Annotated in this window: 17 protein-coding genes; 5 read left to right on the forward strand and 12 right to left on the reverse strand. The window is 50.6% G+C overall.

Annotated elements, in window-relative coordinates; translation table 11 throughout:
* Positions 1 to 19 precede the first annotated feature (19 nt).
* The 7 genes from Pla110_RS17905 to Pla110_RS17935 form a co-directional block, all read right to left on the reverse strand.
* Positions 20 to 1,039, reverse strand: coding sequence for a bile acid:sodium symporter family protein (locus tag Pla110_RS17905; protein ID WP_197440271.1), 1,020 nt, complete (start codon positions 1,037 to 1,039; stop codon positions 20 to 22).
* 290 nt (positions 1,040 to 1,329) lie between these two features.
* Entirely contained in the window at positions 1,330 to 3,048 is a 1,719-nt protein-coding gene (locus Pla110_RS17910) for a tetratricopeptide repeat protein (protein WP_144997733.1), read from the reverse strand.
* A gap of 94 nt (positions 3,049 to 3,142) precedes the next feature.
* A complete protein-coding gene (gene kdsA / locus Pla110_RS17915) occupies positions 3,143 to 3,994 on the reverse strand; it encodes a 3-deoxy-8-phosphooctulonate synthase (RefSeq protein ID WP_231742565.1) in 852 nt (283 codons plus the stop codon).
* A gap of 172 nt (positions 3,995 to 4,166) precedes the next feature.
* Positions 4,167 to 5,261, reverse strand: a complete 1,095-nt coding sequence (locus Pla110_RS17920; protein ID WP_144997735.1) for a tRNA dihydrouridine synthase — start codon at positions 5,259 to 5,261, stop codon at positions 4,167 to 4,169.
* Between the two features lie 69 nt (positions 5,262 to 5,330).
* Positions 5,331 to 6,917 carry an aldehyde dehydrogenase (NADP(+)) gene (locus Pla110_RS17925; RefSeq protein WP_144997737.1) on the reverse strand — a complete coding sequence of 529 codons (1,587 nt, stop codon included), beginning with the start codon at positions 6,915 to 6,917 and terminating at the stop codon, positions 5,331 to 5,333.
* Positions 6,918 to 7,042: 125 nt separating this feature from the next.
* Positions 7,043 to 7,846 carry a ferritin-like domain-containing protein gene (locus Pla110_RS17930; protein ID WP_144997739.1) on the reverse strand — a complete coding sequence of 268 codons (804 nt, stop codon included), beginning with the start codon at positions 7,844 to 7,846 and terminating at the stop codon, positions 7,043 to 7,045.
* A 32-nt stretch (positions 7,847 to 7,878) separates the two neighbouring features.
* The gene (locus Pla110_RS17935) at positions 7,879 to 8,133 is read right to left on the reverse strand and encodes a hypothetical protein (RefSeq protein ID WP_144997741.1); all 255 of its coding nucleotides are present in this window, start codon (positions 8,131 to 8,133) and stop codon (positions 7,879 to 7,881) included.
* A gap of 191 nt (positions 8,134 to 8,324) precedes the next feature.
* On the opposite strand from Pla110_RS17935, the gene Pla110_RS17940 reads away from it, so the two are divergent.
* A complete protein-coding gene (locus Pla110_RS17940) occupies positions 8,325 to 8,759 on the forward strand; it encodes a secondary thiamine-phosphate synthase enzyme YjbQ (RefSeq protein ID WP_144997743.1) in 435 nt (144 codons plus the stop codon).
* 6 nt (positions 8,760 to 8,765) lie between these two features.
* Positions 8,766 to 10,037: a nickel-dependent lactate racemase gene (gene larA / locus Pla110_RS17945; protein WP_144997745.1), complete on the forward strand. Its 1,272-nt coding sequence runs from the start codon at positions 8,766 to 8,768 to the stop codon at positions 10,035 to 10,037.
* Positions 10,038 to 10,090: 53 nt separating this feature from the next.
* Here larA and Pla110_RS17950 read toward each other — a convergent pair whose 3' ends face one another.
* On the reverse strand, positions 10,091 to 10,447 hold the full coding sequence (locus tag Pla110_RS17950; protein ID WP_144997747.1) for a DNA-binding transcriptional response regulator: 357 nt from the start codon (positions 10,445 to 10,447) through the stop codon (positions 10,091 to 10,093).
* A gap of 344 nt (positions 10,448 to 10,791) precedes the next feature.
* On the opposite strand from Pla110_RS17950, the gene Pla110_RS17955 reads away from it, so the two are divergent.
* The 3 genes from Pla110_RS17955 (at position 10,792) to Pla110_RS17965 (ending at position 14,254) form a co-directional block, all read left to right on the forward strand.
* On the forward strand, positions 10,792 to 12,453 hold the full coding sequence (locus Pla110_RS17955; RefSeq protein ID WP_144997749.1) for a sodium:solute symporter: 1,662 nt from the start codon (positions 10,792 to 10,794) through the stop codon (positions 12,451 to 12,453).
* Between the two features lie 91 nt (positions 12,454 to 12,544).
* Positions 12,545 to 13,483, forward strand: a complete 939-nt coding sequence (locus Pla110_RS17960; RefSeq protein ID WP_144997752.1) for a dihydrodipicolinate synthase family protein — start codon at positions 12,545 to 12,547, stop codon at positions 13,481 to 13,483.
* 204 nt (positions 13,484 to 13,687) lie between these two features.
* Positions 13,688 to 14,254: a GNAT family N-acetyltransferase gene (locus tag Pla110_RS17965; protein WP_144997754.1), complete on the forward strand. Its 567-nt coding sequence runs from the start codon at positions 13,688 to 13,690 to the stop codon at positions 14,252 to 14,254.
* A 10-nt stretch (positions 14,255 to 14,264) separates the two neighbouring features.
* On the opposite strand, the gene Pla110_RS17970 is transcribed toward Pla110_RS17965, so the two are convergent.
* The 4 genes from Pla110_RS17970 to Pla110_RS17985 all read right to left on the reverse strand — a co-directional run bounded on the left by Pla110_RS17970 (position 14,265) and on the right by Pla110_RS17985 (position 21,154).
* Positions 14,265 to 15,878, reverse strand: a complete 1,614-nt coding sequence (locus Pla110_RS17970; RefSeq protein WP_144997756.1) for a hypothetical protein — start codon at positions 15,876 to 15,878, stop codon at positions 14,265 to 14,267.
* A gap of 79 nt (positions 15,879 to 15,957) precedes the next feature.
* Positions 15,958 to 17,538, reverse strand: coding sequence for a hypothetical protein (locus Pla110_RS17975; protein ID WP_144997758.1), 1,581 nt, complete (start codon positions 17,536 to 17,538; stop codon positions 15,958 to 15,960).
* A gap of 185 nt (positions 17,539 to 17,723) precedes the next feature.
* The gene (locus Pla110_RS17980) at positions 17,724 to 19,754 is read right to left on the reverse strand and encodes a rhamnogalacturonan lyase family protein (protein ID WP_144997760.1); all 2,031 of its coding nucleotides are present in this window, start codon (positions 19,752 to 19,754) and stop codon (positions 17,724 to 17,726) included.
* Between the two features lie 53 nt (positions 19,755 to 19,807).
* Complete coding sequence (locus Pla110_RS17985; RefSeq protein ID WP_144997762.1) at positions 19,808 to 21,154, reverse strand: DUF1593 domain-containing protein; 1,347 nt, start codon at positions 21,152 to 21,154, stop codon at positions 19,808 to 19,810.
* Positions 21,155 to 21,278: the final 124 nt, after the last annotated feature.

The raw sequence follows: 21,278 nt of genomic DNA on the forward strand, positions 1-21,278 counted from the left end.
TCTCTGCTTGCCTGAGAGATCACTCGATCTCAGATTCCGCTGGCGTCCTTGCCGCAATTCGATTGGCGATAAAAGTATCGATGAATAATTGAGATCCATGGAACAGGAGCATGGGGAAAACAACGAACGGAATTCCTTGGCCGGGTCCCAGATAATCGGGATTACCAAACATGGCTGGATCCGTTGCAATCAGCAGCCCAATCGGTAGCGTCTTCTGGCTACCGGCAAACAGCATCGCAATTCGATCACGTCGTTTAAAGTCGAACCATTTGCCCGCCTGCCAGGCGAGAAACATCCCAAACAGATGGAGCGCTATACCGGAGAGGGTCACTAGCGCGATGGCCGAAAAACCGGGAGCATCACCCGCCGTTTGAACGTTCAAACCACCCCGAGCAGAAGCCGCGAAAATGAGAACCAGAATGCAAAGCTGGGCGACCACTCCCAGCGGAGTTTTATAGCGATCTGCGAACCGGGCTGCGGGAGCGATCAAACGGGTCAGCTGCCCGAGTGTGACGGGAATTAAAACGGAGTACACCAGCCTCCACACCATCTCTCTCGTATCGAGGCTAACGCCATCTCCCAAGGCACGCGTCAACCAGAATGGAGTGACGATAAAACAGATACCATTGGTCAGGATTGTCACGAGCAACGATACAGCGTCGTTGCCTCCCGCTTTACGGGTCCAGACTGAAGCGGCGGCCATGGTACAGGGAGTACTGGCAGCGATCATCAACCCGATTTGAAAATCGATGCCCATCTGCATCGACATCAACATCATTCCCAAAATCGGAATGGCGATATAGTTCGTACACGAGGAAAGCAGCACGGGGCCTGGATAACGGAACGAATCATACAAGAGTCGACTGTTCAGACTGAACGCCATCAGAAACAGGACGATTTGCGTCAGGTTTTTAGGTTTCAGAAGTTCTGTAACCTGATTGACCTCTTCTTCCGACGAATGATATCCCCACCACAAACCTGCAGAGATAAATATCGTCAGACCAAATAAGAACCACTGTTTCTGAATATATTGCAGCATATAATCGCCATAGACCGAAAATTTGAGCCCTCCCATCCACGGCACACACTGGTGGTGCACGTAATAGCTGGGGCAGCTATCCGGAAAGGCACGTCCCGACAGGTCCAAAGTTGGACATGAGTTCGTGGGACATGCAGGGGCACTTTCCTGACATTGGAAGCAGATTGCCTATTTTTGCACTCAATACCTACAGTCACAACCGGTGCGGGAAGGAAACAGCCGGAATCTTCCCGAAAGCCGATCAAAGCAACTCCAAATGTGAGAGCAACCCGCTTACATCAATAACAGATTTAATTCGATTTTTTGAGTCGTTCCTCAGTCTGAACCTGACGAATTCGTTTTAGCTGTAATTCCAAACCATATCGGTCCAATGATCCCTCGGGCAGCTGATTTATCAGCTGATCTAGCATTCGGATCGCCAATGCGTATTTACCACTTCGTGCATATGCAGGTACTGCATTTATGAATGCCGGTTTGCTCCAGGAACCTTGCGAACCATACTTGCGATTATATTCAGTGAACATATCCGCCGATTGGTCGTATCGTCCCAATGCCAACTGCGCCACTGCCAACCAGTATGAGATATTGCTTTGGGCCATTTCAGTATAGGCCGCTTCCTGAGGTTTACCGATTTGCTGAAGTTGTTCTACCGATAGCACTGAGCTATCGGTCCCACCATTCATCATCACTTGAATACCGACGAACTGTTTTATCGCCTGTTGATGATTTCCCACCAGATAGGACAATCGAGTTCTTCCTACCGCGTTCGAATGCGTCAGCTTAAAGACAGTCTCGTTTCCTTCAATTTCCTGCGCTCCTTCAAAATAGGCACGGAATGAACCAGAAAACACATTCACGATCTGTTGTTGCTGTTCCGATAAATCGACTTTTTCCCGTTTCTTGAGAGGGTACGACCAGATTGTTAAATCCTCCTCTTTCCACTTGCCATTCGATTGAGTCACCAATCGGGTCGGAAGCCCTTGGCCACTCTCATCATCTATTAGACCATCGTAAAGCAAAAACTTGGAATCAAGAGGTAACTGAGTCTGGAAGCGGCTAAAACGAGGCAACCACAATTCGGGATATCCAATCATTTCGATGCTTACATCTTTAAGGCCATCGAAGGTCAGTGGAAAGGGATGTTCATCGTCGAGATTGAGATTCGCAATGACACTCTCGTCGCTGGTCACTTCCTCCAAGGTAGCCACATCCGTAATAGCATAGGAAGCATTATCCTGCTCAAGACCTGGAATTGGCATTCCCAATTGAGTGCTGAATAGATAGACGCCATCGCGCAGAATGACTCCAACAAGCCAGGGAGACTGTTCGCTAACTCCGCCCTTGGGCCTGACGATACAACTGTCGATTCGATTCTGACGAAGAATATCTGCAAACAATAATGCACGGTCCTCTGCTGTTCCCATCCCCCATTTCAGGTTCTGGTGAGAAGTCAGGCCAAGCTGACCAATTTCCGGAACGAGCGCAATGTTGTTTATTGCAAAGTCGAACACCTGTAGCACGCGTTGAATATCCGAATCTTGTCCGGTAGCCACCGTCTCCCAGATCAGATAATGCAAAATTGAGTCACGAATATGGTCGGTATCACGAAGTTGAAACCGGCCCGGTGACAGTTCTGAAATCTGCTCTTCACTGAGCCACTGTTTCAGTTTTTCGGAATCGATACTTCCATCGCTGGCACCGCAACTATTCGACCAGTCATTCAACAGTCCAAGAATCATTTCATTTTCGACTCGAATTGAGTGTTGTTCGGGATGGCTCATCGAGATGATCGAGGACACCCATCGCTCGCATTGCTCGTCTGAATCTGAAGAAGCATTCGCATCCACCGAAGAGGCATTATCTTCATCATTGTTAGCGGGAATGTCGTCAGGCGGACGACACCCGGAGTGAGAAAGGCTCAGAATTAGAACGAGCAGCGACAGTAATCCCGGCTTGAAGCGGATAGAAGTGGAATCGCTCAAGTAAGACTTGTTCAAAAATGTTTTCATGGGATTGAAATATTGCTTGAAAGAGATGATCTGATTGACAGGAAATGAATCGATTAGGGCTGAATAAAAAAATCAACAGTTCATGAATAAAAGATTATGGAAAGGAGAGCGTTAGTTCGCGAAGTTGTTTCAGTTCTGAAATCAAAGCCGCAAGTTGAGAAAGTGGTAACATATTCGGTCCGTCGCTCTTGGCATTATCCGGATCAGGATGGGTCTCTATAAAAACGGCATCAACACCCGCTGCAACTGCTGCGCGAGCAAGCGGACGAATCATCTCCCGCTGTCCACCCGTCGTACTCCCACCGGGCGTCTGCACACTGTGTGTTGCATCAAAAATCACGGGAACGCCATGTTGCTTCATAATCGGAATGGCACGAAAATCATTGACCAACCGACCGTAGCCAAAGACTGTTCCCCGTTCGGTCAGCATGATATTCGCATTCCCCGCTTCCTCCGCTTTGCGAACGGCATGTAGTGTATCTTCTGGAGCAACGAATTGTGGCTTCTTGATATTAATGACGCCGCCATATTTCGCGGTCGCTTCTGCCGTCGCCACGATTAAATCGGTCTGCCGTGCCAGGAAGGCGGGGATCTGTACGATTTCACAAACAGAGGCTACGGAATCCGCTTGGCCTGCCTCGTGGATGTCGGTTGTCACGGGAAGTCCGGTCTCGGATTTGATCGACTCCAGCATCCGCAAACCTTCGTCGAGTCCAGGCCCCCGGTAGGACTTGATGCTCGTTCGGTTGGCTTTATCGAAACTCGATTTGAAGACGACAGGGAGGCCCAGATCTTCTCCTAATTTCGCAATCGAAGCCGACACCTCTTTAAGCAGATCGAGGCTTTCCATAACACACGGGCCAGCGATCACCATCAACGGGCACCCCGTGCCACAGCGGTAGGCTCTCCGGCCGGGAGTCTGGAAGATGATAGGATCAGAGGGCACTGGCGTCGACTTTCAGCGCAGAAGGGAAGTGATGCAGGACAGGCTCCTATTCTTTCTGTACGAGCAGAGATTGTAAAACGTTGGTCGGACTTTCCCAACAGAACGGGGGCAGAGACCAGAGAATTACCTGCGAGATACGTACAGACGGCACACTTTCACCAAGCTGGTTAATTTACCAATGCGCAATCGGTCCGTTGGGAATTTTGAGCATGGCGGTTGGAACAGACGATTCCCGCTCGCCTTGACGCTCCCGAATTTGCTCGACGATTTCATCGAACTCACTGTAAGAGTTAAACTTACGGAGTCGGTCTTCAAGATCTTCAGGAACTCCCAGCTTGGCTCCATACCAGGCAGAGAACTTGCGGAACATAATGCAACTGTATTGCGCGTGCTGATCGACCATCAGGTAAAAATGTCTGATCAGGAACTGGATTAACTCTTCTGGATCCGGTTCACGGGGCTCCCGTCCCGCACCGTAGTCATCAATTTTGCGGAAAATCCAGGGATCAAAAAGTGCCCCTCTTCCAATGGCCACTGCAGCACAACCGGTCATTTCCATCAACCGATAGGCGTCCGCCGGGTTACGAACATCGCCATTTCCAACAACGGGGATGTTGTCTACCGCTTCCACTGTATCACGGATCCCGTCGACACTGATTTCTCCGTGGAAACCTTGTTCCCGAGTTCGACCATGAATGGTAATAGCTTTGACACCTTGCTGTTCAAACTCGCGGGCGAGGGCAGGAGCAGTAATGTTCTCCGAATCCCACCCCAATCGCATCTTGACTGTCACGGGGATGTCAACCGCGTTGACCACCAGTGAGACCAACTGACAGGCGTTATCCGTATCACACATCAGTCGGGCGCCACCACCGTTTCCAGTGATTTTCGCCATGGGACAGCCCATATTGATGTCGATCGATTTATAGTTCTGATCTTCCAGGAACTTCGCCGCTTCAACGAGGTGCTCGGTTTTGCCACCGTAAATCTGCACTGCCATCGGTGTATCTTCGGGACACGTCCGTGTCAGCTCGACCGCTCTTTTTCCCCGCGCAAGTATACTGTCCGCCAGCACGAGGTCAGTCGTTGCGAGCCCCAGTCCTCCCAGTTCGCGAATAGCCAGCCGAAAGGAGAGGTGCGTAAATCCAGCCAACGGCGCCAGGAAGAACCGTGTGGGTATCGTCCTACCACCGATGACAATCGGTTTGTCGGCGGGATCGATCGGGATTCCAATCGGCTGGGAAGTTTCTGTCAGTTCGGTACTCATGATGGTGTGTACCTTACGAAACCGGCTCAGGAGCTGACAACATCAAATCGAGTTCAAACCTGCAGCAGCCTATGAATTACTGACGTCCGCCACAGTCCATTCACCATCGATGAGACGACTTGTTTCCCCGGTAGGGTTCTTATCCTGCAACGTCGCAGGGAGTCGATGCGGGCGGACGTTGTCATAACATTGAAGCATACCAAACCTTACGAGAGACGCCGGAATACCGACCGAGGTGAATCCGGGATGCCCGGTCGAAGGGTAGGGCCCGCCATGATTCATTGAAGGGACAACAGCAACTCCGGTGGGCATTTTGTCGTTTAGCAGGCGACCGACTTTCTGACGGAGAACCGGAGCTACCTGATCGTAGGCTGCGTCATCCTTACCAGTCGATTCACTGTACAAACAACCGGTCAGATTTCCTTCTAGGGACTCGGCAATGGCGAGCATCTGCTTAACGTCGTCAGCAACAACCAGTAACGAAGCATTTCCAAACGCCTCTGACTGCAGCGCCTCGGCATTCTTGAGAAAGTCGGCAGCAGAAACTTTGAGCAGCGTGTTCTGACAGGTCAAACGATCCCCGTCGACCGCTTCTCCTCCCGTTAGCAATTCGGCGCCAGCTGCTTTCAGGGTGCGAATACCGTCGAGTAAATTCTGTTCGACATTCTTCGCCAGAAGCGTTCCCGTCGGAGCCGCTTTGAATTTTTCGGTTACCGACTTAATGAAGTCCTGCCCCGCCGAGGTCGCGGGGACTACCACGAGACCGGGATTCGTACAGAACTGCCCCGTTCCCATGAGGCAACTGCCGGTAAATTCTTCCGCGAGGCTTTCTCCTTTTTCTTCCAGAACTTCGGGCAGCAGGAAGATGGGGTTGATGCTGGATAGCTCCAGATAGATTGGTTTCCCTGCTTTGTCCGCAGCCGCTTTCAAAGCCAGTCCCCCTTGGCGAGAACCGGTAAAAGCAGTCGCCCCCATCAGCGGATGAGAGACGAGTTTCTCGCCATCTTTGTAATCCATCTGGTACAGGAGTTGGACGAAGCCGGGAGGCATTTGTGTTTTTTCCGCCGCCATGTAAGCTGCTTCGGCCAGAATGCGAGTGGTCGCCGGATGAGCGGGATGTCCTTTGGTAATCACTGGATTTCCTGCCGCAACGGCTGCCGCAAAGTCTCCCCCCGCCATTCCATTGAATGCCAGTGGGAAGTTATTCGGTCCGAATATGGCAATGGGCCCGAGTGGTCCGAACTCCGAACGAATGTTCGATGCGGTGTCAATCGTCGCCTGCTTCCAGGCGCCCGTTCGCGCGGCCTGCGCCGCAGTGCGCAACTGATTCGACGTGCGTGGAAGTTCCACATCTTTAATTCGAGGGGAGACCGGATAGGCCGTTTCCAGATGCGCCGCTTCCACCAGAGCGTCAGCGCGGGCTTCGATCTCAATCGCGTAATCTTCCAGGAAGCGTGCGAACCGCTCGCCCGGCCATTGTTTAACAGCACTGGCAGCCACTGCTGCTGCCTGAATCGCCTCTTTAATTTCGGACCAGGGACTAACGGGGAACTGTTCAGGCAACAATTCGCCTGTTGCTGGATTCAGGGCTTGAAAAGTTTCCTTGCCTGCTGATTCGATCCACTTTCCTCCGATGAGGACTTTGCTAACCGCCATGAGTCACCTTCCAATATTGAATAGGCACCGCGAAAACCGCGTTGAATGTTTTGCATTTGAGTTTTGGGAAGACCTATTTTCTCGACTGACCCGGAGGACCGCAACCCACTTGGCCTAATCCACCGCTATTCATCGACACCTGTGTCGGGGCCACTCTCTCGAAGCTGCTGGATGAATTCATCGGAGAGTCCGGCCGCTCGCCTCGCCTCGTCCTGAAAGGTGTCCCCTTTCGCTTTGAACGGTCGCAAAGGCCAGTGGAGATGTTTGCAAAAGGCTTCCCAGTCCGAATCGCCAGGTGCCTTCATCTTACGCAGCCATTCGATACCAAAAGAGACATGGCCGATTTCATCTTTGTGAATCTGACGCATCATCGCTGCACTTTTAGGATCACCCGCTTCCAGGAAGAAGGTTTCGAATTCAATCGTATGGTCGAGGTTCCGCCCTTCGAAGGTGAGAGGTAACCCGGCGAGGTAGTCGAGTTCGTTTTCGAAACTGAGAGCTTTCTTCCAGATGTAGCAGTTCACTGGCAAATCACCGAATTTAATCCCCAATGCCGCCCCGCGAACTTGATGCATGCGGGTATGCCGCTGTTCGTCCGCCATCACGGTGGTCATGCCCAAGCGGAACTCCGTAGGCGCTTCAGGAAAGGCAAGCAGCATGTAGGCCATCACTTCGAGGGCCTGTAACTCGTGGTTGGCCATGATGTGATGGGCCACAGCACGTTTCTGTTGATCTTTAAAACTGAGCGGGTGCGGCATCGATGGTGCAGAACGTCGCGGAGCAAACTGCAAATTCGCAGGACGAGTGGGTTCTTCCACCCGGAGAGGGTCCCCCGGATGCTCGTCGGTGAAGGGTTCCTCCACCGGCCGCAGTTTCTCTTCCAGAGAATCGGAGAGCAGAACACGTTCAGCAAAATGGCGGATTTCCATTGGGGAGTATCAACATGAAAGAACGAGGCGAGTTAACCACGTCCTCCTTCGCAGCAAGTTTCACAAATCGTATGGCAGCGGGAACAGACCGTCTTCAACTTGATATCAATCAATTCCCCGCCACAAACGGGACAACAGCGCCGACAAGCCTCGGCAGCAGGAGGTGTGTTTTCAGAATGAAGGGCGACATCACGATTGATCGTCATGGAACTCACTCCTTGAGTCGGTTGAGGAATAAACAACGGGGCACAGTATCCTTTGATACCGAAATCAGCAGAGAGGTTCAACTAGAACCTCTCTTGTTCTCCTGAATAAAGCGACTCCTGATTTATTCAGGTCTCAATTTCGTGTGACCGATCCCATGGAACAGATCGTAATGTCCGCACTGTATTCTCTCATCTCCTCGTAGTATAATTTCGATTGAACAAATGAATGCCCAGCGTCTAAATGAATGCCCCGTTTAATTGAAAGAGGTTGCATGTCCACCATCTGGATACAACGTGAGATCAGGTTGCCGGCGAAGCGGCGTGGGTTTCATATTGTGACCCATCTGATTGAAAATGAGATTCCTGAACTTGAACTGTTGGAGTGCGGGATTCTGCATCTCTTTATCAAACATACTTCCGCCTCGATTTCCATCAATGAAAACGCTGACTCTGATGTGCCCATCGATTTGGAATCGTCAATGAATGCGATTGCTCCGGAGGATTTTCCTTACCGGCATACGTGTGAAGGGCCGGACGATATGCCCGCGCATGTCAAAAGTTCGCTGATTGGGGCATCGCTGAATATCCCTGTGACGAATGGTCGGTTGAACTTAGGAACGTGGCAAGGTATTTATTTATGCGAACACCGCGATCATGGTGGCAGCCGCAAAATCGTCATTACTTTACAGGGATCCAAAGGGGAATAAACCACCATGCAGATTAAACTCGACTATGGAACTACGGGCATGTTGGTCGAAGTTCCAGACCAGAACATCGTCGGCCCCTTAACCTTGAAACCGGCTGAACCTATTGAAGATACAGAGGCGGCGGTGCTGGAAGTCCTCCGGCGACCCACCGGTACCAAACCACTCAAGGAACTGGCCGCAGGTAAGTCTTCCGCCTGCATTCTAATCTGTGACATCACGCGACCTGTTCCCAATCAAGTTATTCTCGAACAGATTTTACCGGAACTCGAATCTGCCGGTGTTGAACGAAGTGCGATTACAATCCTGATCGCTACTGGTCTTCATCGCCCGAACGAAGGGGAGGAACTCATCGAGTTGGTCGGTGAGGAGATTGCGAAAAACTATCGCGTTGAAAATCACTTCGGAAAAAATCGGGATGAGCATACCTACCTTGGCGAATCGACTCGTGGTGTGCCGGCCTGGATTGATACCCGATTTGTTGAAGCGGATCTAAAAATCACCGTCGGCCTCATTGAACCTCATCTAATGGCGGGATACTCGGGAGGGCGTAAATTGATCTGCCCCGGCATCGCGGCACTGGAAACGGTCAAGGTGTGGCACAGCCCACGATTTATTGAACACCCCAATGCCGACTGCGGCATCCTGGAAGGGAACCCGGTTCACGAAGAGAATACTGAGATCGCGAAGATGGCGGGCTGCGATTTCATCGTGAACGTAACCCTGGATGAACAGCGCCGCGTTACAAAAGTGGTCGGCGGTGACATGGAAGCGGCCTTCATGGAGGGCGTGCGTTTTGTAGAACAGTTCGTCAAAGCGGAAGTCAACGGTAAATGTGATGTTGTCTTGACCAGCTCCGCCGGATATCCACTCGACAATACCTTTTACCAGTCGATCAAAGGTTTAACGGGAGTCCTTCCTATTATCAAAGAAGGAGGCCGCATCATCATCGTGGCGAAAATTGGCGAAGGGATCGGTAGCCCGGAGTTCCAGCAACTGTTTGAAGAGAACGAGAACCTTGTCACGTTCATGGATCGCATCACAAACACGGATTACTTCGTGATGGACCAGTGGCAATTGGAAGAGCTGGCCAAAGTCTGCCGGAAGGCAAAAGTCACTTATGTGACGGAAGGGCTCTCCGCAGAGCAACTTAAAAACTTGTACGTTGAATCAGCCCCCTCAGTCGAGGTCGCTATCCAAGCGGCACTCCAGGAGCATGGCACCGACGCGAAGATTGCCGTAATCCCTAAAGGGCCGTACGTTCTTCCGGTACTTGCCTGATCGGCGATCGCCATATAAGTCTGGCAATCTCCTCACATCGTCATGAACAGGATCTAGCTGACGTACTTCTGCAGGATTGCGGGCAGTTCAGAAGTAAACTGACCACGGGTGAACACGCCTGCGCAGCCGAGTTCCTGGGCCTGCTTCAACTTGTCGACTTCGACGTGGGGGCCGAACGCGACCGTTTTCGCTTTCAGTTCTGCCGAGGTCTTCCTTAGAAGCGTCTCCAGATTCAATCCGGGGGTATTCAAATCGAGGACCATGCCGACGAAGTCGTCGTTCGCATCCAGAACTGACTCGGCTTTGGCACCGCTCATGACGGTCTCGCAGCTCAAACCTAACATTTGTGCGGTACCAGAAACTTTGCTGGTAAAAATGAGATCGCTGCAGACAACGAGATAACGGGACATAAGAGCACATTCGCTTTCAGGCGGACAGAATTGACAGGTTATTAAGTGGCGTTCCCCGGAAATAGAGCGGGCATTCCATCGAGTTATAGAAGGGAATCGACGTGCGCCGCAACCGGGAATGGTTCTCTGAAGCTCAGAACAGGAAAATTCGAGATCGAGAGCCTGCTAGGAGTGGTGATTCCATTCTCCGTTTGTGGTACAAAAGAGCTCATTCAAGAAGATTTTAATCATCTTCTATTCATTTCTTCATCTGTTTGCGGATCGAAAGAGCCTGCCTTTTTTCTTTGCAGGACCTCCGCAGACTTCGACGCTCGACTTTTCCTCGGCTCCGACAGGGTTTCACTATGCTTTCGAATATCGACCTGGCTGTTTTAATCGTCTACCTCGGTGGAATGGTTGCCTTCGGTTTCTGGTTCGCTCGTAAGAGTTCCAGCACTGAAGAGTTCATGGCCGCGGGACGTTCCTTACCTGGCTGGGCTGTCGGCTTGTCTATCTTTGGAACGTTTGTCAGTTCGATCTCTTTCCTGGCCAACCCAGGGAAATCGTTCGGCGGGAACTGGAACCCCTTCGTTTTTGGACTGTCACTGCCACTCGCTGCGTTTATCGCCGCGAAATGGTTTGTGCCCTTTTATCGTAAATCGGGCGAAGTCTCCGCCTATTCTCATCTGGAACATCGATTCGGTGTCTGGGCTCGCTTGTATGTCGTCTGTTGTTTCCTGGTGCTGCAAATCGTCCGTATAGGCGTGATCATGATGCTGGCAGCAACCCCCATTCGCTTGATGACCGGTTGGGACATGTCGACGATCATCATTGTGATTGGAATTCTCGTCACCCTCTATACCTTGCTCGGGGGGATTGAAGCGGTGATCTGGACCGACGTGGTTCAGAGTGTCGTACTGACAGGCGGGGCTATTTTGTGCATCATCCTCATCATGATCGACATGCCCGAAGGACCGGGACAGATTTTCGATATCGCCATGAATGCCGAAGTTGACGGAAAAACGGTAAACAAATTCTCGCTTGGTTCGTTCTCCCCCTCTCTGATGGTTGCTGCACCGACTTTCTGGATCACCTTGATTTACGGTCTGTTTATTAACCTGAATAACTTCGGGATCGATCAAAGTTTCGTCCAACGCTACATCACAGCCAAAACCGACAAAGACGCGACTCAGAGTGTCTGGTTGGGAGCTTGGTTGTTTCTGCCGACTTCGGCTATGCTCTTCTTCATCGGTACTGCACTTTACGCCTACACCCAGGCGGACACCGGTTTCCTGGAAGAAGCCGCCCACAATGTTCGAGCGTTTGATGAAAATGTCGACGCCGACACGGCCCATGAGGACGTCTTGAAAAACGACGAAGTCTTCCCGGCGTTCATCGCCTACCGACTTCCCGTAGGGGTGAAAGGGATCCTCATTGCCGCGATCTTCGCAGCCGCGATGAGTAGTATCGACAGTAGCTTGAACAGCTCAGCGACATTGATTCTGGCAGACTTCTACAAACGATTTAAGAACCCGAATGCGAGCGAGCGGGCATCAATGACCGTACTTTACTCCACCACATTAATCCTGGGATTTATAGGCACCCTACTTGGGTTGGGTTTAATGGGCCAGGATTCAATGCTCGATATCTGGTGGAAACTCTCCGGGATACTTTCGGGGGGAATGCTCGGATTATTCCTGTTGGGCATTATTTCCAAACGGGCGGGAAACCCGGCAGCAATACTTGGAGTCATTCTCGGAATGATTGTGATTGCCTGGATGACCATTTCCAGCATTATCGAATCACTCGACAAAGCGATCGCAGACCCCTCTAGTCCTTCACCCTTTGAATTCATGCGAGGCATCATTGAGCCGATTCGAATTGTCGAAACCAACATGAATGGTTTGATGACGATCGTCTTTGGAACCTTAACGATTGTATTGAGCGGAATGCTGTTTGGTCTCTTCTTCAAGAAACCCCAACCCATCGAGCCGAAGAACAGTATTGAGGCCTCGTCCGAGAAGTAAGCAACTGTTTCTCGGTTTCCAATAAATAACAAAACGGATTGCGCGGCAGACGACAGGGATTTTGTCGTTACAACAACGATAAAGAGAAAAGATGACTGATTCTAAATTACCTAAACCGCTCAGCGGCATTATCCCTCCGATGATCACTCCGTTAAAGGATCGAAACACGCTCGACATCGAGGGTCTCGAACGGTTGGTCGAACATATTATTGCCGGGGGCGTTCATGGTCTATTCGTCTTGGGCACGACGGGGGAAGCCCCGAGCCTCAGCTATCAGTTACGACAGGAAGTGCTGGAGCGAACCTGCAACCTGGTGAAAGGCCGCATTCCCGTGATTGTCGGCATCACCGATACTTCTTATGTGGAATCCGTCAACCTGGCTGAGTTCGCCGCCGACTGTGGTGCCGATGCCGTGGTGCTTGCCGCTCCGTATTACTTCCCAGCGGGACAACCGGAACTCCTGGAATATGTCACCCATATTGCACCGGAGCTTCCGCTGCCAATGTATCTGTACAACATGCCGAGCCTCACCAAAGTGACGTTCGATCCCAGCATGGTCAAACAGGCTTTAGACATCCCCAACGTCATCGGGCTTAAAGACAGCTCGGGAAATATGATCTATCTGCATGAGATCATTCAGATCTGCAAAGACCGTCCCGACTTCACCTTACTCGTGGGTCCCGAACAGCTACTGGCCGAGTCTGTTTTGATGGGTGGCCATGGTGGAATTAACGGAGGAGCCAACCTGGCGCCGAAGTTGTACGTCGATCTGTACAATGCTGCCAAAGCAGAAGACATGGCGACCGTCCGCAAACTGCACAATCAGGTTATGGAACTGGCCATGTCGATCTACACCGTTGGCAAACATGGTTCGACCTACCTGAAAGGGCTTAAATGTGCTCTCTCTTGTGCCGGTATCTGTAGCGACATGCTGGCCGAGCCATTCACAAACTTTAAAGATGCTGAACGGGCACAGGTTAATTCGGCCTTGGAGAAATTGGGATTGCTCTCTGACAAAGCTTCCTGTTGAATGCAACGGCCTGCAAATTTTGCCTGAAAGTTAAGACAGCCCCCGCCGGTAAACTCGCCGGTGGGACTACTGCGGTTCCAGTCTAAATTTGTTGACAGCCGTTATCGGGGTGATAGAATCGAATGGCAGTTTATGTACTGCCGAGCTTCGATTCACCTTCTTATTACCCTTTCATTTTCCGCAGATACGGATGGGGTGGCTGTTATGGGAAAAACTTATTTCCGACGCTACCGGATGGAAATCGACCTTTCTCACTCCGACATACCGACTCCGCATCTCCCCGAAGAATATCGTTGGGTAGAGTGGACGCCGGACCTGCTGGAACGGCACGCGCTGGTAAAGTATGAAAGCTTCTCTCAAGAGCTGGACTCAGTCGTCTTTCCTTGCCTGGGCCATTTGACGGGGTGCCAGCGACTGATGGGAGACATCACCCACCAGAAAAGTTTTGTCCCCGCCGCAACCTGGCTGATTATGTCTCGGCCGCACCAGGAATTCTTCGGCCTCGACTGCGGGACTATTCAAGGGATTGTCCAGTCGACCAACCTCGGTGCAATTCAGAACGTGGGCGTCATCCCCGAACATCGCGGACAGGGATTGGGACGTGCTCTCGTTTGCAAATCGCTTCAAGGCTTTCAAGCCGCCGGCATCCGCCGCGTCTACCTGGAAGTCACCGCCCAGAACAGCAGCGCCGTCGAACTCTACCATTCCATCGGCTTCCGCATTCTACGAACGCTTTATAAAGCGGTGGAAACGGTGACCGCGGAAGTGTAACACCTTATTGTCAGGGCCGCTCTGCTTTCGTTGGTTCCGTGATAGCGCGAACAATTCTAAAAGTGATATCGTCCCCCGGTGGAATCTCGCCATAAGACTGCCCTTCCTGGTCAAACTGATTGTCTCCCCAGGAATAGAGAACGTAACCTCTTCCGTTCTTTTTGTAAGTCAAATCCTTATCGGCAAAAGGATCAAACATCTCCTCGGCGGTCGGCGGTGGCTCTAAATCGGTGAGCAATTCCGGATAGGAACCGTTATCAATAACATGTTCTTCGAGTCGAAGACCGAGTTGATTCACTTTCAATCCAACAGCTCCTCTCACTTCTGATCTCGCGAGGGTATAACCGTTGGAAACACCTAATACATCGAATAGATAAAAGCCCGATCGCTCTGAAAACTCTTCCCTTGAAAGTGAAACATCCAACTGTAAGTATTCTATATCACAGCGACTCAACATCTCATTGAAAGCAGAGGTTCTCTCATCATATGAGGTGTTATCAACTGGAAAACCCATGCTTGGATCAACACTTCGAAAATTTTCTACAACTGCATCGTAACCTTCATTGAGGCGACTATAGAGGATATTCCAATCCAACCGATACAGGCTTTTGGCTCCATTTATCGCCACTCGAATGGAAGAGACCTCGCGATTCTCTCCACTTATATAAAGCCGATAAATCAATTCGTTCATTTCCTCCAGCGCCTCAATCCGGGCCCCAAAGTTGATATGCTCCGCGACGCCATGCTGTCGCTCATGTTCATCGAGAATGTTTTGGAAATGCCGCAATTGTTCTGGCTTGTTCTCGCCGGAGCTAATGAGCTCATTCATTAATCTGAATACTCGGTCCGTTTCACCTCGGTAACATAGATAAGAGATTGTGCCCGACTCCTCGACTTGGCAGAGAGCCAGTCGATGTATTGCATTCAGGCAGTCATGCGCTTGAGAGAAATCTTTCTCTCCGATTGCCAGCATTCCTTTAACGCACAAGTCCGCAGACAAGTTTCGCAGGTGCGCGGAAACGCCTTTGTTACTCAGCCCTACTGAAAACCAGTTCGTAGACTGAACGACAGGGTTATAGTATTTCGGTTTTTCAACCACCGCCAGAAGATGATCAAGTGGAATCCGGTTCGCTTCAAAGAAACGGGCAAGATCAGGGAATTCCTCTGCAGTCCAAGGACGTGCTTCGCTAAATCCGTATTGGTCATCAAGATCGAATTCCGGCATCAAATCCCAATCGGCTTCTGTTTGTGGAATAAACGTCTCCACATGAAACTGACTAATGGGAAGATAATAGTCTCCGTCGAGTAGAGGTATTGAGATTCCAAGTTCCTTGAAATATTCTTCCCCACCGACGGAGGGACCGAGCACTTTCGCTAGCACAACCGCTGCATTATTCTCCGAAGTCACTCCCACTTTATTCCGTTCATTGAGAGCTGCTGCGTAGTCGACGGTGCCGTCTTCACGAATTGGTCCCGTCAGATACGTCGTCTCTTTGCTCACCCGCAGCGGTTCCTGGGTCACGGCGTAGTAACCAACCCGCAGCCAGAATAAAGACATCAAGGCGAGCACCAGGAAGAAAGACTTCTTTTTCCCACTCAATTTCTTACGAGGCAATTCGGACATGAAAGCGATCACAAAACGAGATATTTAACCATGTAGAGACCTGCTCTTAACATACCAGAACCAGATTCACTCCGCACGATTATTCCGCAATGGCGGGTTTACGTTTGAGTTCAATTTTGAGAACAATATCGTCGGTGGTACTGCGTTGTAACCTGCCGTCGACCATCGCGGGTTCGCCTCGCGGTTCGCCGCCGTCGTCAATCAAGTTTTGACCGATGCTGTAGAGCACGTAACCTCGTTCGGTTTTTTGATATAAGAGCGGTTGATCTGAAAAGTAATCAAGGAAGGTTTCCGCTGGCAAATTCGCCTTGAGGGGGTCAAGACTCTCCGGGAAGTTGCCCTGCTTCAGCCGATATTTTTCAAGCTCCAGACCGATCGAGAGCATTCGACGCCGACAATACGTTTGCCCCCAGGAGGAGTGTAAAGACGAACCCATTATCAACGGCCCTAGAAGGACACTATCTACAAGCAAATCTGCTACCATGGTTCGGGTCAAAGTCCCGTATAACATTTTAGAATAGGAGACCTGAAATAACTCCTCTTCCAATTTTTCGAGGGCCAATAGTCGCTCTCTGTAAGTCTCTTTCCCAAGGGCGACCACTTGGTGATCAATTTTCTGATTAATCTTTCGTAATAAATAGTTAATATCCAAACTGGCGGGATACTGAAACCTCTTCTGTTCGTCGTCGTTCTGTTCCTGTGCGGCAGAAGACTGAGTAAAATGCAACGCTTGGTCAATAGACGAAGCTCGCTCCGTCCCGCCGATGATTTCAACGAGAGTTGGCGGATCAGGCAATGCATTCAACTCATGTTGAAACAAAATAACTTGAGCCAGATCCAATTTTCCAGAACTTAACAGGGCCTGCTCCCCTTCAAACACGATTGCCTCCAGAGACATTCCGACTGAATTAATGACCCAAGATCCGTTCTTTTTTATATGAGAAGCCAGTCGATGTACCGTGAGGAAATCGTCAATAGCGGCGTCGACTTTTTCCTCTTCCAATTCACGTATCGATCGTGCGTTCAATAAACTCCCTATTGCCCGGCTGGACTGCTGTACGGGAAGCTGACTGGAGAATAATCGACCAAACGAACTATCGGAAGCTTCCAATATCGGTACATAAAAATGTTCGCGAGCCATTCCTTCAGAAATGACCTGGAGCGGAATTTCATTTCGATCAATCCAGTCGGAGATATCCGGGAACTCGTCCCGGTTCCATGGTCGGCGACTCGCTTCTTCTTGATGAAGATCAAACTGGTCAATCAGAGCAATCTCGTCCTTCAGCACTTCCGACTCATACTGTTCCAGTAACACCAGGTAATCCCCCTCTTCGGGAGGAACGGGCATCTCCAATTCATTGAAGAAGTCATCTCGATTTTCAGCCGGAATAATGCCAGGTCCGAATGCCTCCATTAACGGGACCGCTGCATTGTTCTGCGGAGTAACACCTTCACTGGCAATAGTATTCAGGGCCTTTACAAAATTGAGCGTCTCGGGGTCAAGCACCGGTTCAACCAGGTAGGTCGTCTCTTTCGATACGATGATTTTCTGTCCCACCACGTGATAATAAATCAGCCGGAGAGGCACGAATAAGAAGATCGAAAAGAGTAAGTAGAATGGATATTTCACCCAACGGGATTTGAAGAAGCGTTCTAACATGACAGCCAGTTCTCCAGCGATTTGATACGATAGAAGTGAGCTCGTAGACGAACTCACTTCTTTACGCGATCAATACATGATGCGGAATGAACGTCGCCGCCAAGTACATCAAGAGTCGGTAGAACAGGTAAAACATAGCCTCGTCCTGTTGTTGCAACCCTCCTGGCGATGATGTGATCACCCCTCTATTCCAGAGGGATTGAAACGGTCGTTTGGTAATTCGAATAATTATAGAGCGGATTGCGCGTTGTCTTGTATAAATCGCCGCGGAGGGGATTGTCGTCCTGCGTGTAGATCCAGAGTTCATTTGGATTCCAGACCACGATTTCATCGCGAGCGTCGCCGTAGAGATCGAGAACGGCGTTACACATTTCAGGGTGACCGTCGGCGGGGAACTGAACGACCTTGCGTCCCCAACCATCGAACATGCCTCCTTGCTCAACGCTGGGTGACAGAACCCAGAACTCTCCCGGCTTGCCAGTCCAGTTAATAGGCAGACACATACTGCCGTGATGACAGGGCTCGAAGTCGTGATAGATATCTCCACGGGCGTCATAAAAATGGACGATGCCCTGGTTCCCCCAGAAGTTAATCGAGATCGCCTCCAACCCCGGCATATCTGGCCGAAAGTCAGCCACGGCCGGATTTTGTACGTGCCCCAGATAATGATGTTTGAGAACATTCCCCGCCATGTCGGCGAAGAACATTCCTTCATCACTGGCCGCACATAGTAACCGAGGCGCCTCTCCTTTCATGAAGGGAACAATTGCCACACCGTCGGCATGATCCGTCACTTTCGAATCGAGACTCCATATAGGTTTGCCATCGTCGTCAAAGAGCGTGTAGCCCACCATGATTTCGTCCTTGCCATCGTCGTCGACATCGTACGCATAGGGGTAATGCCCTGTATTGCACTGGGCACTCCATTTTAAATTCAGATCGTTATCAAAAGACCAGACATTCAAGTAACGGTCTTTGAGAATCAAATCGCCGTCGAAACCATTTCCGCTCAGGTCACAGAAAAACAGGCTGTCGCCCAAAGCCTGGGGAAAGCGGGTGTATTCTTCCGGTGTGTTCGCAGGCAGTTTGGGAGTGGGGACTGATTTGATAATTTTTCCAGTCGCCCCGTCGGCGATTTGGATCTTCAGATCTTTACAGAAAATGACTTCTGTTTTGCCATCATTGTCGAGATCATGAATCTGAAATGCGACATCGTTGGTGAGATGGTTTTTCCAAGCGTCAGGCCGTCCAAGTTGCCACAGTTGTTCTCCGTCAACAGTCAGGGCCGTCAAACAGCTAATCTCGCTGTTACGATCTTTCGGTCCGTGGTGCATTACTTGCCCCACGAGGATATCGATCTGCCCGTCGTTATTGAGATCGCCAAACCGCAAGTTGCGACCAACGCCAAAATCATCAAGAAACATCTTCTTCCAGAGGACGGGTTTGGGATTGGCTGCCTGCAACTGACTTTCTTCATCTTCGCGAGATTTAATTTCGGCATTGATCCGGGCCAGCTCTTCAGCAGTGGTGCTAACTTTAATCTCCTCGAATACGGCAGGGCCATCCGACATCATGGAAACCTTGCCCTGTTTGAAAAGGCTGTCTACAGCATTTAACTCGACGCCATTCAAGTTAATGTGAATCTGATCTCCGGTGATGGAAATTTTCAGGTTGCATTCCGTCTGTTGTCCACCAGGCAAGGGCGCTTGTGCCAGAACTTTTTCCAGCGGTTTCCGAAATGCCGTCGCGTGATTCACCCACTTCAGAACTACGTTTCCCTGATCGACACCACAGAAGTAATAACAACGGTCGTTCCAATATCGGAACCCGATGCCCGTTAACCGATCTTCGGTCTGAGGTTCGAACTTCGCTTCGATCGTATAATCTCGCCATGCGAAATCACCCGTAACGACCATCGGGTGATAGTGTTTAAAGCTGTTCTTATAGAATTGCCCCATCGCCGGTTCGCCATCATGTTCAATGACACGCCATGCTTCCTGAGATCGAACACTGGAGCGGAATGTGGTGACGGCCCAATTCCCCTTGGGGGCAGCTTCGGGCAGATAGTGGTACTCAGTATGAGCACCTACGACCGACGAAAAGGACCCTTTCTGATAGGAACTGAAATCGTCATCCAGCAGAACAACAGGCTCCGCCGCATCGACGCTCAAGGAAAGGAACAATAAACAGCAGCCAATAAACACGGAGATTCGCATGCGAGCATTCTTTAAACGAGACCGGGGATGAAGAAAGACTGAATAGAACCTAATTACTCGACGGTGACGATGACACGTGCGTAGCGAGTCAACGCTGGTTCTCCGTCGTCAGTGACACGGCATACGAAATGCAACTCGTCGCCCGATTTTGCATCGCCAGGAACTTCAATAGATGTGGTCGGTTGATCGGCACCCGCAACATCCACTTCCTGATCGTAATCGCTGGCTTCCAGATAATAGAACCAATCGTAGCTCAACTGATCTCCATCAGGATCTTCAGTTCCGGCCAAATCCAGGTCAACCTTCGCACCGGACTTTGCTTTCACATCGGCAGGTGATTTGAGTTTCGGCTGCGGGGCGTGATTGGCGTCGGCATAATCTTTCACACACCAATCGGCACGGGCGGCCCAGTCCTGCTGGAAATCAATTGACCAGCGAACAACGCTATGCGGTTTGGTATCTTTATCTTCTTTCGTTCTCCACCATCCTCCACGAGGATTGAAACGGCCACCCCATCCTCCGTACTCGGGGTGCTCATGTGATCGCAGACCATTAGGCACGACATGCAGGTAGGAGGGAGAGTCCCCTTCGGATCGGAACCGATCTTCTTTCGCCTCGTACATGCTGCAGAGAGGACCGTGGTCCTTGAGAATATGAGAGGTCATCCAATCCTTCTTGAAGTAAGGCTTGGATTCGTTTGTTTGAAATTTACTCCAACCGTAAGCGATGGCACCAAAGCTACCCCAGTCACTCAGCAGGACGGGCAATTCCGGCCATTCTTTAAGAATGTATTTCTTAAGCGTATCGTCCTGCTCAGCAATCAAATAAACGCGCGCCTTTTTGTTGACGTCAGCAATACGATCCGGATGTTTTTCCTGAATGGTTTTCAGAGCGCGTGCGATCGTGTTCGATCCGCCCCAGGCTTGCAACCAGACTTCTCTGGGGTCTTCGTCGAGCAAGACTTCCACAATAAGCTCGGAACCGGGAGTGACTTCCTCCATCTCACCCACGTATCCAATGTTGCCCACGCGGACCTTGGACCGCAGTTCGTCGGGAGTCGGATAGCCAGAGTCGTGTTGTTTCAGTTTATCGTAAACTTGCTCGTAAGCATCCAGCTGGCGATCCAACCAACTCATCGGTTCCCAATCGTGCTCTGGATGTTGGGCATTCCCTTTCCAGTGGAATTTAGAACTGGAATGGACCAGGCCTTCGACATCCCATTCATTCGTATAGAGCAGAAAACGAACCATCGAACAGCGGTCGTCTATTTCGCCGTCGGTGGTGGCAATAACTCTCAGTCGTTGGTCGGAGCCGGTAGCTTCATTATTCGAGTCGTCTGCAGCGTGCAGACTTGAGAGTAAGAACAAACTACACAACGTCGTCAAAATCGTGATGCGCATCGAGTGGCCTTTATTGAATGAACGTGAATTATCTGGCGTCCATCATAGCAGGCAAAAACATCACAGATGCGCTGGAAATTGTGCAGTTTTCCGTTTTTTTCCATTTGAGAAATAGACCACCTCA

This window comes from Polystyrenella longa, assembly GCF_007750395.1.
Taxonomy (GTDB): domain Bacteria; phylum Planctomycetota; class Planctomycetia; order Planctomycetales; family Planctomycetaceae; genus Polystyrenella; species Polystyrenella longa.